Annotated in this window: 11 protein-coding genes; 6 read left to right on the top strand and 5 right to left on the bottom strand. The window is 65.5% G+C overall.

Annotation, left to right across the window (positions count from 1 at the left end):
* Window positions 1-148: 148 nt before the first annotated feature.
* Window positions 149-532 (bottom strand): PLDc N-terminal domain-containing protein, encoded by a 384-nt coding sequence (locus ABIE24_RS13905; RefSeq protein ID WP_354500641.1) that lies wholly within the window; start codon window positions 530-532, stop codon window positions 149-151.
* A 209-nt stretch (window positions 533-741) separates the two neighbouring features.
* Here ABIE24_RS13905 and ABIE24_RS13900 point away from each other — a divergent pair, with 209 nt between their 5' ends.
* Both ABIE24_RS13900 and ABIE24_RS13895 read left to right on the top strand, forming a co-directional pair.
* On the top strand, window positions 742-1446 hold the full coding sequence (locus ABIE24_RS13900; protein ID WP_354500639.1) for an ion channel: 705 nt from the start codon (window positions 742-744) through the stop codon (window positions 1444-1446).
* Between the two features lie 115 nt (window positions 1447-1561).
* Complete coding sequence (locus ABIE24_RS13895) at window positions 1562-4006, top strand: winged helix-turn-helix domain-containing protein (RefSeq protein WP_354500637.1); 2445 nt, start codon at window positions 1562-1564, stop codon at window positions 4004-4006.
* Window positions 4007-4028: 22 nt separating this feature from the next.
* Here ABIE24_RS13895 and ABIE24_RS13890 read toward each other — a convergent pair whose 3' ends face one another.
* Window positions 4029-5270, bottom strand: a complete 1242-nt coding sequence (locus ABIE24_RS13890) for an AI-2E family transporter (RefSeq protein WP_354500635.1) — start codon at window positions 5268-5270, stop codon at window positions 4029-4031.
* A gap of 319 nt (window positions 5271-5589) precedes the next feature.
* On the opposite strand from ABIE24_RS13890, the gene cls reads away from it, so the two are divergent.
* Both cls and ABIE24_RS13880 read left to right on the top strand, forming a co-directional pair.
* Window positions 5590-7053 carry a cardiolipin synthase gene (gene cls, locus ABIE24_RS13885; RefSeq protein WP_354500653.1) on the top strand — a complete coding sequence of 488 codons (1464 nt, stop codon included), beginning with the start codon at window positions 5590-5592 and terminating at the stop codon, window positions 7051-7053.
* Between the two features lie 120 nt (window positions 7054-7173).
* Window positions 7174-7566 carry an SHOCT domain-containing protein gene (locus ABIE24_RS13880; protein ID WP_354500651.1) on the top strand — a complete coding sequence of 131 codons (393 nt, stop codon included), beginning with the start codon at window positions 7174-7176 and terminating at the stop codon, window positions 7564-7566.
* Between the two features lie 35 nt (window positions 7567-7601).
* On the opposite strand, the gene ABIE24_RS13875 is transcribed toward ABIE24_RS13880, so the two are convergent.
* Entirely contained in the window at window positions 7602-8357 is a 756-nt protein-coding gene (locus ABIE24_RS13875) for a carboxymuconolactone decarboxylase family protein (protein ID WP_354500633.1), read from the bottom strand.
* 114 nt (window positions 8358-8471) lie between these two features.
* Between ABIE24_RS13875 and ABIE24_RS13870 the strand changes: the two genes are divergently transcribed.
* The gene (locus tag ABIE24_RS13870; RefSeq protein WP_354500631.1) at window positions 8472-8912 is read left to right on the top strand and encodes a dihydrofolate reductase family protein; all 441 of its coding nucleotides are present in this window, start codon (window positions 8472-8474) and stop codon (window positions 8910-8912) included.
* On the opposite strand, the gene ABIE24_RS13865 is transcribed toward ABIE24_RS13870, so the two are convergent.
* Window positions 8891-10204: an MFS transporter gene (locus ABIE24_RS13865; protein WP_354500629.1), complete on the bottom strand. Its 1314-nt coding sequence runs from the start codon at window positions 10202-10204 to the stop codon at window positions 8891-8893. The genes ABIE24_RS13870 and ABIE24_RS13865 overlap by 22 nt on opposite strands.
* Window positions 10205-10505: 301 nt before the next feature.
* Here ABIE24_RS13865 and ABIE24_RS13860 point away from each other — a divergent pair, with 301 nt between their 5' ends.
* A complete protein-coding gene (locus ABIE24_RS13860; protein WP_354500627.1) occupies window positions 10506-10925 on the top strand; it encodes a DUF7144 family membrane protein in 420 nt (139 codons plus the stop codon).
* 24 nt (window positions 10926-10949) lie between these two features.
* On the opposite strand, the gene ABIE24_RS13855 is transcribed toward ABIE24_RS13860, so the two are convergent.
* On the bottom strand, window positions 10950-14636 hold the full coding sequence (locus tag ABIE24_RS13855) for a N,N-dimethylformamidase beta subunit family domain-containing protein (RefSeq protein WP_354500625.1): 3687 nt from the start codon (window positions 14634-14636) through the stop codon (window positions 10950-10952).

The raw sequence follows: 14636 nt of genomic DNA, 5'->3' as shown, positions 1-14636 counted from the left end.
GGGTGGGTGGTTGTGTGAGTGACCGATTGTGGGGGGGTGGGGGGGGGGGGGGGGGGGGGTGGGGGGCGGGGGGGCGCCCCCCCCCCCGGGGGGGGGGGGGGGGGCCCCCCCCCCCCCCCCCCCCCCGACGCAGGTCACACGGGCACGCCTAGACGGTCACGCCCATCGCGCGGTTCTTCAGGTTGTTGAACTCTGTCTGGTTGATGGCCCCCGTGTCGAGGAGAGTCTTCGCTTTCGCTATCTCTTCCGCGGGCGACGACGAGGCGACGGAGCGGATGTACTGATCCGTTTCGGAGCGCGCCGCCTGCATGTCGGCCAACGACCGTTCGGTCATTCCCCTGCCGCGTGCGATGAGATACACCAGGGCCGCAAGAATCGGCACGAACAGAAGGAAGATCAACCAGACCGCCTTCAGCCAGCCGTTCAGCGTGTGGTCACGGAAGATGTCGACGATGATCTTGAACAGGACCATCAGGTACGCAAAGAAGACGTAGAACCAGAAGAGGTAGACGATAAAGTCCCAGAAACTCATGACGGGGCGACCTTTCCGCAATCCATCGGCGAAACGAGCAGATGGCCAGAATCTACTGACGGGCGGATGCCACGACATCACCCCACGAGGATGAACGACGCCGCGTGCCGGCCATCACCCCGGGCGGATGACGACGGACGCCCACCGCTGCCGTAGCGTCCCGCATGTCGGCTGGGCGGAGGCGACGACCGGGCCGTCGGAGGTGAAGGATGAGCACACGACGCCGCCGCACGCCGGGGAACGACTCGACCTTCCTGGGAGCGACGGACACCGGTCGGTCGATCTGGCAATCGGGTTATTGGCTCGTGCTGGCCCTCCTGACCGTCTCGTATGTGCTCTGCGCGATTCAGACGTCTCCGAATCCCAGCCTCATCGCCCTGCTGTTCCAGCTCGTCACCGTAGCGGCGACCCTCTGGGTGGCGCAGGTGAAACCGAGCATCAGGAGACTCGGATGGGCGATCCTCACGGCGGTGGGGCTGGCCGTGGTGATCGTGCAGCTCGGCGGAGTCGAAGGCCGGTTGCTCGGGGTGATCCTCTCCACGGCATCCATGCTGGCGTACCTCGTCGCACCCGTCGCGATCATCGCCCACCAGGCCAGAAAAATGCGGGTGGACGGCCAGACCTTCCTCGCTGCCATTTCCGCCTACATCATGGTGGGGATGTTCTTCACCTTCGCCTACAGCCTGGCCGCACTGTCGACCGCGCAGCCCCTGTTCGGCGAAGGAGACGAAGACACGCTGACCAGCCGGCTGTTCTTCTCCTTCACGACGCTGACCACGACCGGCTACGGCAATCTCGTGCCAGTAGGAGCCCTTGCGCAGAGTGTCGCCATCATGGAGGCGATCGCCGGACAGCTCTTTCTGGTTGTCGTAGTCGCGCGCGTCGTGTCGGGCTGGCAGCCACAGCGCCGCTGACGCATGCGCTGGAATCTGTCATCACCCGCGGAGGATGACTCCCGGAATTTAGCCGAATGTCCCCCTTTGAGGAGGGAACGGGCTGTGCAACACTGACCGGTGGAAACGATTTATGATGGATATTTCGCGACAAGGCACGGGGCAAAAGCTGGTCGCACGGCCAGCTCTGATTGCTGCGCTCGACGGAGCATTCGACCGGCGACTGACGCTCATCGCGGCTCAGGCTGGTGCAGGCAAGACGACCTTGCTGCGGCAATGGGTCGCGGCGCACCCCGAACGCCACTTCACCCGGCTCGACGTCGAAGCGGCCGACGATGATCCGGCCCACTTCGCTCGTCGATGGATCACCGCTCTGAACAGTTCACGACCGGCGACGGCTCGTGCGTCCGCAACGATCCCGGCTCAGGGCGACGGCTTCGGACCCGCGCTCATCGCCAGCATGGCGAACGCGCTCGCCAGCCCCCACGAGACCGTGATTCTTCTCGATGACGTCCACCATTTCACCAACGTCACGCTCGTAGCGGATCTGGGGCGCTTGATCGAACGGATGCCACGGAATGCGCACGTCGTACTGGCTTCGCGCGTCGATCCCCCGATCGCGTTGAGTCGCTACCGTCTCAACGATGATCTTCTCGAGTTACGACCGGCTCAACTCGCGTTCTCCGAGTCCGAGTCAGCCGCGCTTCTCGAACAGATCAGCGGGCGCCGGTTGGAGCCGGCACAGGTTCGGACGCTGCGCGACAGAACAGAAGGCTGGGCTGCTGGCCTGCAGCTCGCTGCCCTGCGCCTTCGACGCGAGCCCGACGCCGATTCGTTCATCTCCGAATTCAGCGGAAGTGATCGGCTGGTCGCCGATTATCTGGGTGAGGAAGTGATCGCGGGCCTTCCTCCCGCGCGCCGACGGCTCCTCCTGGAGATGTCGGTCCTGGACGACATGTGCGCCTCGCTTGTCGACGCAGCCACGGGGACCAGCAACGCGCAGCAGATTCTCGAGGAGCTGGAACACGAGTGCATGTTCCTCGTGCCTCTGGACGCCCAGCGCCGCTGGTTCCGTTTCCATCACCTCTTCTCCGACCTGTTGCGGTCCCGGGTCCGGGCCGAGAACCCCGCGGCAGAGCTCCGCATTCTGACGGCAGCAGCCGACTGGCACCTCGCCCGAAGCAGCGTCAAATCCGCCCTCCAGTATCTGCTGCGCGCACAAGCCCGTGACGGAGCCATGGAAGCGATGCTGGCTTCCGTTGCGGACGACGCAGCACACGGTGAGGTTCGGACGCTGCCGCATCGACAACCGCCGCTGCGCGACGCGCTGAGAACCGCCCAAATGAACGAGGAACTCTTCGCTGGCCTGCGACACGCCTGGGGAGGCGGGACTTCGTCGCAGGCATCCCCTGTGAACGGGAGAGGTAACGGCCGCACCGACGTGCAGCGCGGCTGGGGATTCGTGGCCGCGCAGGTGCTCTGGCGTGCACGACCAGACATCTCCACCGACGAAGCTCGACGCCGACTGGCTGAGCTGACGCAGAACGGTCCCGCCACGCACGCCACCTCGGCGGCACTGGTCGAAATCCTCGTCTCCGGTGGACGTGCCTACTTTTTGGCCGGGAACACCAACGAGGCTCGGGCGTGGCTGTCGCGGGCACTCGTCGCCGCGGCATCCGACGTGGTCGGACGCGTGAGCGCGCTCGGGGCGCTCTCCCTCGTGGAGGCGTGGTGCCGAAACACCGCGCTCGCTGAAATTCTCATGAGAGACGCCCTCGAGGCGGCGCGGGACGCCGGAATGCTGGCGCATCCCGCGATCGCCGACGCCTACCTGGCCTCCGTCCTCACCGCCCTGGAACCCCAGCCGGCGAAGCACCCGGAACCCGCGCCGCAGCTCGCTCCGGACGACGAGTCCGACACCGCGCCCGCCCCGTCGGATGCCGCGACCGTGCGTCATCCGCTTGCCACCCGGCCACCACCGCGCCCGGCGGAGTCCGGTGTGGCGGCGTTCGACGACCAGAAGCTCGTGGCCACCGTTCTGTTCGAACGCGCCGCGGCGTCGATCACCCTCGGCGACACGGAGCCCGCTCGAGAGATGGTCGCCGCGTGGGACGAGCTCGTCCAGGTCTCCACCCCGCTCTCGGTGGTGCAGAACCACATTCTCCGCGCCCGGCTGGCCGCCATCGATGAAACTCCCGATGAAGCCATCCGCGAGCTGACGTCAGCGCTCAAGGTGGCAGAGATCCACGGACTCGTCGAGGTCTTCGTTCAGGCCGGTCCCCTGATCCTGCAGCGGCTGTCGATGATCTCCGGGCCTCAGGCGGCATTCAGCGACGTCATCCGCACGCGGGCCCGCCAGGAAGACGTACCCGTGTCGGTGGACCTGGCCGAACCGCTCACAGAGCGGGAGCGTGAACTTCTCGCCTACCTGCCGACGCGGTTCACCAACGATGAACTTGCCCGCCGGTTCTACGTGTCCGTGAACACGATCAAGACGCACATGGCGCACATCTATCGCAAGCTCGACGCGACCACACGAGACGGGGCCATCGAACGCGCCCGCGAACTCGGTCTTCTCTGAATTCCGCAGGCCGCACCGGCGCTCACAGCAATCGTTTGTCCGGTTGCTGACCTGCGCCAGCAGCCGGGCGTTTCTTCGGAGCTTCGCGTTTGCGCCCGGCGCGCTCCTGCCGCGCGGCGGCATCCCTTGCCCTCATGATCCTCTTGGCCTCGTCGATGTCACCGGTCAGCGGCCGCCATGCCGCTGCGCGCGGGTCGGCGTCGAGCAGAACAGCCCGCACGAGCAATGTCAGCGGCACGGCGAGTACGGCGCCCACGGGCCCGAGGACCGGCGTCCAGAACAGCACCGAGACGAAAGTGATCGTCTGCCCGAGAGCGACGACGTTGCTCACGAGCAGCGGCTGCACGATCGACTGCACGATCACGTTGATGATGCCGTAGATGAGGATGACGGCGATCCCGGTCGGCCATCCCCCGACCAGGAAACCGAAGACCGTCGGCGGGATGAGGGCGATGAAATAGCCGACATTCGGGATGAAGCTGCAGATGAACGAGAGCAGGGACCACAGAAGCGGAGCCGGAACGCCGAGGAGTGCCAGTGCGATGAAGTTCATGGAGCTCTGAAGGAGGCCGAGCGCAGTCGCAGCGACCATGTACCGTCTGACGCTGACCGCGTAACCGAGGATTGCCGAGACAATGGCCGGGTGACTCTCCCGGAGTTGCGTGAAGAGCGTTGAGAGGTACGTGGCGTCCAGTGCCATCAACATCACGAGCGTAAGGATGACGACGAGCGAGAACACAATGCCGGTGATGCCGCCGAGCACCCCGCCGATGAGGTCGATCAGGTTCGACGGTTCGAAGCCGGCGACGATCGTTTCAGCCGACTGCGCTCCCACCCCGATGCTCGCGAGCCAGTCGCTGATCTCCTCGCCGATCTGCTCCAACTGCGGTGTGAATTGCGGCAGAAGTGTCGTGAATTGCGTCAGTGCGACCAGGAGCGCCGCGACGAAACCCGCGAGCAACGCGAAGACGAGCAGGATCGCAAGTACGGTGGCCACGCCCCGCGGCACCCGGATCCGTTCCAGTGCGCCGCGGACCGGATGTGCGCAGATGGTGAGCACGAGTGCCAGGGCGACGGGAGCGGCGACCGGCTGGAGCGCCCACAGCCCGAAGACGGTGGCCGCGGCGCCTCCGAGGCCGAGCAGAACCACCGTGACCCGCGGAAAGCCTGTCGTCCCGGCTTCGGCGGCTGTGCCGGGCTCGTCCGGGGCGGGCTTCCGGACAGCCGCCGGTCGCTCAGCGCGGCGCCAGAAGTGCAGGTTCATCGTCCTATCCTCAAGGCGCGGTGCAGCGCCGTCGTCGGCGGATCCCGGTTACCGGCACGGTAGCACTCGGCAGCGGGTATTTCCACGTGATCGGCTGGGGCACGAAAATGTCATCCGTGGCGGGTGACCGTTGAGCGGGTCGCGCCGAGTGTCGCTTTCATCCGGTCCGGGTGACGATTCCAAGCGTGTGCCGTCACTAGCGTTGAGACCCCCGGGGATCCCGCCCCGCCTCGCTGCGCCCTGACGATTGGAGCGGCATGTACCAGCCATGCGGAGGTTCTCCCGCCCGCCGGAAAGTTCATCGCGGCCGCGGAACATGATGGACTCGACGCTCGCAGCCAACCTGATCTGGGCGGCGGCCCTTCTCGTCGACCTCGGGATCAAGGTGGCCGCCCTGATCATCATCCCCCGACGTCGCAAACCCACCGCGGCGATGGCATGGCTCTTGGCCATCTTCCTCATACCGTTCGTGGGTATCGTCTTCTTTCTTCTGATCGGCAGTTTCCGGCTCCCGAAGCGGCGACGGAACGAGCAGGCTCGCATCAACGAGCTCATCGCGAGCAGGGTGGCGGATGCCACCGAGCATCAGGATTCCACCGCCTGGCCACGCTGGTTTCAGAGGGTCGTGAGACAGAACCAGGCATTGACCGCACTACCCGCAGTGAGCGGCAACGACGCGTGGTTGATACCCGACTACGACGCGTCGATCGCCGAGATGGCATCCGCGATCGAGAACGCGACACATTTTGTGCACATCGAGTTCTACATCGTGGCGTTGGACGCTACGACAGCGGAATTCTTTGCAGCAATGGAGCGTGCGGTGAAGCGTGGGATCACTGTGCGATTGCTCGCCGACCATGTGGCGTCGAAGCGCGTGGCGGGTGCCCGCGAGACGTTTGCGGAGCTGGACCGGATCGGTGTCTTGTGGGCCTGGATGCTGCCATTCATGCCGGCAAAGGGCAAATATCAACGACCGGATCTGCGCAATCATCGCAAGCTCGTGGTCGTCGACGGGAACGTGGCCTACCTCGGCTCGCAGAATCTCATCGACCGGAGCTATGACGCACCCAAGAACATCGCCAGGGGCCTCAAATGGCAGGAACTCATGGTGCGGGTGTCAGGGCCGGTGGTGGCCTCCGTCAATGCCGTGTTCCTGTCCGACTGGCTCATCGAGACGGGCCAGCTCGTCGACGACGAGCACGTCCCCGCCGCCGTCGCTTCGGCCCAGGGCCGACTTCTGTGCCAGGTCGTTCCGAGTGGTCCTGGCTACGACACAGAGAACAATCTGCGTCTGTTCCTGTCCCTGCTCTACGGCGCCACCGAGCGGGTGATCATCACGAGCCCCTATTTCGTACCGGACGAGGCCATGGTGTACGCGATCACGACCGCATGCCAGCGCGGGTTGGAGGTGCAGCTGTTCGTGTCCGAAATAGGCGACCAGGGCCTCGTCTATCATGCCCAGCGTTCCTACTACGAAGTCCTGCTGGAGGCCGGCGTACGGATCTTCCTGTACCCGGAGCCCTACATTCTGCACTCCAAACACGTGTCGGTCGACGACGACATCGCCGTCATCGGATCGAGCAACATGGACATCCGCTCGTTCAGCCTCAACATGGAGGTGTCGCTCCTCGTTCGCGGGCGCTCCTTCGTCCGGGCGATGCGCCGGGTGGAACAGGCGTATCGGGACGCGGGGCGCGAGCTGACGCTCGAAGAATGGCGCCGCGAACCTCGCACAGCCACCATTCTCGACGGCCTTGCGCGACTGACCTCTGCCCTCAACTGAGGCGCATCACCGGGCCGCACAGCCGTTTCGGTGAATTCACCCGGGATGGATGACGCGACCACGCCGGCAGGAAGCCAGCCTAGAAGCATTCAAGGCCGCACGGCGCTATCGAAAGGACGGATGATGTTCGGAAACGATTTCTGGGATTTTGTGTGGTTCTTCTTCTGGAGTTTCGCCTTCATCTCCTACCTCATGGCCCTCTTCGCCGTGATCGCAGACCTGTTTCGGGACCATTCGATCAGTGGCTGGTTGAAGGCGGTCTGGATCTTCTTCCTCATCTTCGTCCCCTTCCTGACGGTGCTGATCTACCTCATCGCCCGTGGGCGCACCATGGCGGAACGCAGCGCACGCGATGCGGCAGCCGCACAGTCGGCCACGAATGAGTACATCCGGCAGGTGGCCGGCTCGAGCAGCGCCGATGAAATCGCGAAAGCGAAGTCACTTCTCGACGCCGGAACCATCAGTGCCCAGGAATACGAGGCACTGAAGGCCCAGGCCCTGCAACCGCGCTGAGCATGGCGAACCGTGAGCGACTTCCTTTCTCCCGATCACGCAGGTGTGGCCTCGTTCACCACGCGCAGCCCGTTGAGGGTTCGCGGGTAGCCGATGTACGGCAGAAGTTGTGTGAGCGTATCGACGAGGACCCCGCGGTCATTGCCGACGTTGAGGTTCGCGGCGACGTGACCGGCGACCTGCGGCTCGCATCCACCAAGGGAGACCAGGATGGCAAAGGTGAGGAGCTCGCGGCTGCGCAGGTCGAGCCCGGTGCGTGTGTAGTGATCGCCGAAGCAGTTCGCCGACAGAAAGCGCTGGATGTGCGTCTGATCCGCGGGCGCACTGGCGTACAGGCTGTCGACCCGTGCCGCGCCGATGATTTCCATCTGCACGGCGAGGCCGCCTTCTTCCCTCGTTTCCGGCGTCGTCGTCGACTGACCGGGCAGAGGCAATTCGATGCCTCTATCGGTAAGAATCGAGTTGGTGACGTGGAGAAAGTCGAGTGCCCTGGCCATGCCGACGTAAGGCACCGCCTGGTAGACGACCTCCTTCAACTCGACCGGGGTGACCCCGATCCTGAGAGCCGCCCCGGCCAACACCCGGTACTCAGCGAGCGCCTGACACGCGATCATCGATCCGAGCTGGACGATGAGTCGCGTTTTCGGGTTGAGGCTTGATTCGCGCAGGACCTCGTCGAAAGCGAAGTTGTCGAAGTACTCGATGAACTCCGGGTCGGTCTGCTGCAGGCTCGACGCGTGGTCGGGGAACAACTCGTCGTGGTTGTGTTGGGCTGTTGCACTGATTGCCATGACGAGGCCTCCTCGCGAGGGAACGGGTTATCGATTCGAGCGTATGCCGGTCTTCCCGGCCGCGGCAGGCCCTGGCGCTCACCCTCTCGCACGGAACAGGTCTCTGGCTCTGCTGTGACGGCAGAGCCAGCTATCGAGAACGTCTTCGGACGGATCGGATTCGGGGACTGGTCCGGTTCCTGGCCCCACGCCGATCCAGCCGATCTGTTTGCTGCCTTCATCAATGCGATCGAAAAGTTCGTTGCGTCCCGGGCCGTGAGTGGGAACCTCGGCTGGAACGCGACGTTGATCGAAGGTGACATCGAACCTTTCCTCACCGAGCTCAAGAACACGCCAAGCGGGGAGATCTCCCTCTTTGCGGGCATCTCCCTCGTGCGCCAGCTTTTCTTCTCGGGGGTGCTCGACGAGCTCACACTGATGGTCCACCCGGTGGTCGCCGGCACCGGCCGCCACCTGTTCGAGCACGGTGATCCGACCACCCGTCTCGAGCTGGTGAAGTCCACCATCACGAGCGCCGGCAATGCCCTGCTGACCTACTCGCTGCGGGCTGCCTGAGCAAGACGCTGATCCTCGGTCACCCCTCGGGCGTCCTTGCGGGTTCGGCTGACGAGGATCGACAGAACGGCCGCGATGACGCAGATGGCCGCCCCGCCCCACCACGCGTACGTGTACGCACCGAACGCGTCACGAATGACGCCCGCGCCGAACGCGGCGGCTGCGGCTCCGATCTGGTGGGATGCGAACACCCAGCCGAAGACGATCGTGCCGCGCTCGCCGAAAATCTCCCGGCACAGCGCAGCGGTAGGAGGGACGGTCGCCACCCAGTCCAGGCCATAGATCACGACGAAGAGGATCATGCTCGGGTGCACCCGGTCTGACAGCAGCCACGGGAGCATGAGCAGTCCCACGCCGCGAAAGGCGTAGTAGCCGACGAGAAGCTTGCGCGGGTCGAACCTGTCGGTCAGCCACCCGGAGGCGATCGTGCCGGCTATATCGAAGATGCCCACGACGGCCAGCAGGCCGGCAGCGGTCGTGGCTGCCATGCCGTGGTCGTGGGCCGAGGGGATGAAGTGGATGCCGATGAGGCCGTTCGTCGTCGCTCCGCAGATCGCGAACGCGATCGCCAGCGCCCAGAACGCGCGGTGCCGGGCGGCGAACCTGAGCCCTTCGATGGCACGCGCGACCGCGCCGCCGACAGCCCGCGCGGGCGCGACGTAGGACTCTGGGTCGGCTCCGTAGGGCACCACACCGCGTTGCTCCGGGTAGTCACGGATGACCAGCCGCACCAGGGGGACGGCGATCAGCGCCGCCCCAGCGATGAGCAGGGAGGCGGGACGCCAGCCGACCGTGTCAGCCAGGGCCGCAACGGGCGGCAGGATGATGAGCTGCCCCGTCGCTGATCCCGCAGTCAGGATGCCCATCACGAGCCCACGGCGCTTGACGAACCAGCGGTTCGCGATCGTCGCCGCGAGCACGAGCGCCATCGCACCCGTACCCGATCCGATCAGCAGTCCCCAAAAAACGAGGAGCTGCCACGACGCCGTCATGAGAACGCTGCCGCCGGCGCCGAGGGCAACCAGGACGAGCGCTACGGAGATGACCTGGCGCATGCCGAAACGATCCATCAGGGCGGCGGCAAAGGGGGCGACGAGGCCGAAGAGGACGAGATTGAGGCTGACGGCCAGCGACATGACGCTCATGGACCAGCCGAACTCGTCGTGCAGGGGCACCATCAGCGCGCCGGGTGCGGCGCGGAACCCGGCCGCGCCGAGCAACGCAAGGAAGGCCACCGCAGCCACCCACCATGCCGGATGCACACGCGGACGTCGGGACGATCGGAGAGGCATCCGTTCTCGCTTTCTTGAAGAAAGTTGTCATCCAGTCCTCAGCCGCCGACTCCACATGATGGTCGCCTCGGCTGCTGGTCCGAGTCGACTATACAGACGGCGGGAGGGTCTGCCTCGGATATGCGGCGACGCCGCCGCGGAGCTGCTGGTCGCGGTCCACCGTTGAGTCATCCTTCGGGGGTGAACTCTCCTCCGTGCCGTTGACCCTGCCCGGCGTCAGGGGCAGAATCGGCCGCAACAGGGGCACGGAACTCCCCCACCACGACGCTGGCGGTAACACGCCTGATTGGGAGCGATCGACATGAACAGCTATGAAGCAGCCCGGGAACCGAAGCCGGTCGGATGGTCCGGGTGGGTCTTCTTCGCCGCCGTGATCCTCTTCGTCAACGGCATGTTCAGCCTGACCCAGGGCCTGGTCCTGCTCTTCGGGCCGGACACCTACACGGCTCTGGTGGATGGCGACCTCCTCCTCTTCGATGTGACCGGGTGGGCCTGGTGGAACCTCGCCATTGGGGCGCTGCTCCTGGCGGCGGGCGGCGCCCTGTTCTCCGGAGCGACCTGGGCGCGAGTGGTCGCCGTGATCAGCGCGGTCATCAGCGCTGCCTCGCAACTGATGCTCGTCCCCGTGCAACCGTTGTGGTCGCTCATCGTCATCGCAGTCGACGTTCTCATCATCTACGCGATCGTGGTGCACGGCGACGAAATCGCTGCTGAATCCTGAGTTTCTCCGCGCTCGCGCCCGGCCCTAGCGAGGCGCCGGAGTGACCGCGTTGGACTTGGCCGACTCCGGCCCCGTTCCCACCGCGTTCGTCGCCCGCACGGTGAACGTGTACGTCGTCCCGTTCTTGAACCCGGTGAGCTTCCTGGTCGTCGGCGGCGGTGACCCGGTGACGACGATCGGAGCCTGCGCGGTTGTCCCGATGTACGGGGTGATCGTGTATCGCGTGATGCCACTGCCTCCGTTTGGCGGCGCCGTCCAGGTCAGTGTGACCGAGCGGTTGGCAACTGTCGCGGTCACGTTGGTGGGCGCCCCTGGCACCGTCATCGTGATCGGCGTCACGGCGTTGGAGGGCGCCGAAGCCGGTCCGGTACCGACTGCATTGGTGGCTGTCACAGTGAACGTGTACACCGTGCCGTTGTTCAGACCGGTCACAGTGGCGCTCGTACCCGGCGGCGTGCCGGTGACGATCGTCGCGGCCTGCGCTGTCGACCCGACATACGGCGTGACCGTGTAGCGGGTGATCGGGCTGCCACCGTTCGACGGCGCTGTCCACGTGACGGTCGCCGAGCCGTTACCCGCGCTCGCGGTCACGTTCGTCGGAGCCGCTGGCGCCGTCGGGGTGACCGGTGCGGTTGGCGTCACCGAGTTCGACGCGCTTGAGGACGGGCTCGTCCCCACCGCATTCGTCGCGGTCACCCGGAACGTGTAAGCCGTGCCGTTGGTGAGGCCGGAGATCGTCACACTCGTCGACGGTGGCGACCCGGTGACATCCGTCGACGGCTGGGCCGTCCCGCCGATGAACGGGGTCACCGTGTACCGGGTGATCGCACTTCCGCCATTTGACGGCGCCGTCCAGCTGACCGTCGCCGAGACGTTACCCGCGCTCGCGGTCACGTTCGTCGGAGCCGCTGGGGCCGTCGGGGTGGCCGGCGCCGTCGGCGTCACCGCGTTGGACGCACTCGAGGACGGGCTCGTCCCCACCGCATTCGTCGCGGTCACCCGGAACGTGTACGACGTACCGTTGGTGAGGCCGGAAATCGTCGCGCTCGTCGACGGTGGCGACCCCGTCACATCCGTCGACGGCTGTGCAGCCGTACCGATGAAGGGGGTGACCGTGTACCGAGTGATCGCGCTGCCGCCGTTCGACGGTGCCGTCCAGGTGACTGTCGCCGACGCGTTACCAGCGGTGGCTGTCACGTTCGTCGGTGCCGCAGGTGACGTCGGCGTGGTCGGCTGCCCGTCTGAGAACACGACGTCCACCCAGTAGTTCTCGCCCTTGTAGGTGTTGACCGGGAACGTCGTCGACCCGCTGTAGCTGTACAGCCCGTTGGTCGTGCCCAGCGTATTGCGCAAGCCGTGGAGGGGAGGACTGTCGAGGTCGCTGTTGCCTGCCGGCACCGGGGAGGGGTGCAGGTACATGTAGCCGGACTCGTACGCGTAGCGCCCGAACGGGGCGAAGTACGAGACGACGTACTGCGTGTTTGCGGTGACCGCCACAGGGGTCGGGAACAATACCTGCTGCCACCCGGAACTGGTTTCGTTGGAGAACGTCGCCCGGCCCAGGAGTTGCCCGTTCTGGTTCCACAGGTTGCCGATGTGGGTCCCCGTGTTGGCGGTGGACTTGTAGAAGCGAACGCCGGTGATGTTCCCGGCTCTCTCCGTCATGAATCGCATGCCCACTTCGACGGAGTTACCGTCGCCGGAATCGGCATGGGCAGGCGTCACGTTGGGACCCCAGAGGGAACAGGGGCAGGCGACGTTGGCTGTGACCCCGGGCTTCGGAGTTTCCAGGTTGCCGCTGTCGTCGACGGCCCGCGTCTTGAGGGTCGTGCTGGGGTTGCCATGGGCCACCCAAGTGTATGACCAGTTCGTCGTACCGGTTGCCGGCCGCCAGGTCGACCCACCGTCGCCGGACACTTCGACTCCGGCGACGACGCCGCCTGCGTCGGATGCTGTGCCGGTGACGGTCACGCGTGTTCCGTCGGCGATGTTCGCGTTGTTCGCCGGCGCGGAGATGGTGGACGTCGGCGCAGTCTGGTCGCCGGATGCGGTCGCCGGGGTCAGCCCGGCTATCAGCGAATGGGGTTGCGCGCCCTGGTCAGCGAAGAGGTTGACCGTTGCCTGCTGCATGGTGCGGTCCGGGTCTTTGCCGGTCGTGGCTCCGTCGAGTCCCCAGGCCCATTGCACCGTGCCAGCCCCGAAGACCAGCGCTCCACTCGAGGCGCGGTACAGGGTCAGATTGTGCGTCGTCGACTGGTCCCGCGAAACGTTCGTTCCGTAATCCACAAATGCTTCGACCGCGGCCGTCGTGGACGACAGCTTCATCAGCCCAGGAGGGCTCGCGCCATTGTCGGATGCAGCGTCCCACTCGTACCCGAGAGTTCCGATCCCGGAGCCCAGTGTCAACGTCTGCCCTGGTGAAAGCGCCGCCGCTGCCGTATTCCGCCACAGACGAAGCTTCGCGTACTCGGCGGGAACCTGGATGTCCGTCGTCCCTGCATTGACGAGGAAGAACTGACCGGTCAGCGAGTTTTCGGAGCGCGCGTCTCCCGGCGGGCTGAAGCGCGGATCCCGCCAGGTGCCCGTCCACATCGACGGGCCGAGGGGATCCACAGGCGCGTCGAAGTGCGTTTCCTTGTAGGTGACGAGGGTACGTCCGGGAGTCGTCGGGCCGGCGATGCTGGACTCCCAGCGTGTCTTCCAGAACATCTCGTTACCGCTGAAGAAGGCCAGGTCCACGCCGTTGTCGCGCGCGATCTCGACGTTCCTGCGCTGTTCACCGGTCCAGTACTCGTCATGCCCGACGGAGAGGAAGATCTTGTGGTTCATCAGCAGCGGTCCGCGCGTGCTGACGTCGAGCCCGCTGGTGTAGTCGACGTCGTAGCCGTTGGCCTCCAGAAAACGGATCATCGGATACTCAGTCCCGAACAGGAAGTCCCTGCCGCCACCGATGTCCGCCGTGAGGTACGGGCGGTTGTAAGAAACCTTATAGGCCGCCTTGTAGCCGCCGGGGTTGCCGGGCGGGCACGCAACGGTGCACTCGTAGAGGCTGTTTCCGCCATACGCGTTGTAGGCCTGCCAGGTCTCGTCGGAGGTCTGGACCAGCAGGTCAGAGGTCCCGTCGTCGTCCCGAACAACGAACGGAATCACGCTGGCGCCTCGGGTGTCGTCGCGTACGAGACGGGCGATGTACACACCTGATACCGCGGTCGATGGAACCGCCCACGACGCCGTGACCGCCCAGTTTCCGCAGTCGATGAGGCCGGAGCTGGAGTCGGTGACGCACGCCGGCTGGTTGGACGATCCCGTGGGCCGAAGATCGTTGGCGACGATGCGGGCTCCGTTGCCCTGGTAATAGCCCAGCCGGAGGATGTCAATGTGGAAGGAGGCGTTCGTCTTGATCTTGAATGAGACGGTTTCGCCCTGATTGGCGCTGACCGCAGTGGCGAAGCCCTGGATTGTGGCATCCCCGGAGCCGCTGACCATCCATTGATTTTGAGGAGTTCCCGGGAGGCTGTTCTCGCACACGATCACGTCGGCTGCTGCCGGGTCACACGCCCCGCTTGCCGAGGTCACGGGCCCGATGGTTCCTGGTATGACGACCCCGAGCACGATGACCGCCAGGGCGAGGGTCAGTATTTTTTTCCATACCTCGAGCCGGGTCGGTGTGGGCGAGCCGGGACGGCGAACGCTGCTCTTGAGAGTGGACAT

The sequence above is a fragment of the Mycetocola sp. 2940 genome (assembly GCF_040548835.1).
In the GTDB taxonomy this organism is placed as follows: Bacteria; Actinomycetota; Actinomycetes; order Actinomycetales; family Microbacteriaceae; genus Mycetocola_A.
The sequence above is the reverse complement of the archived record's forward strand: the minus strand, read 5'-3'. Positions and strand labels throughout refer to the sequence as shown.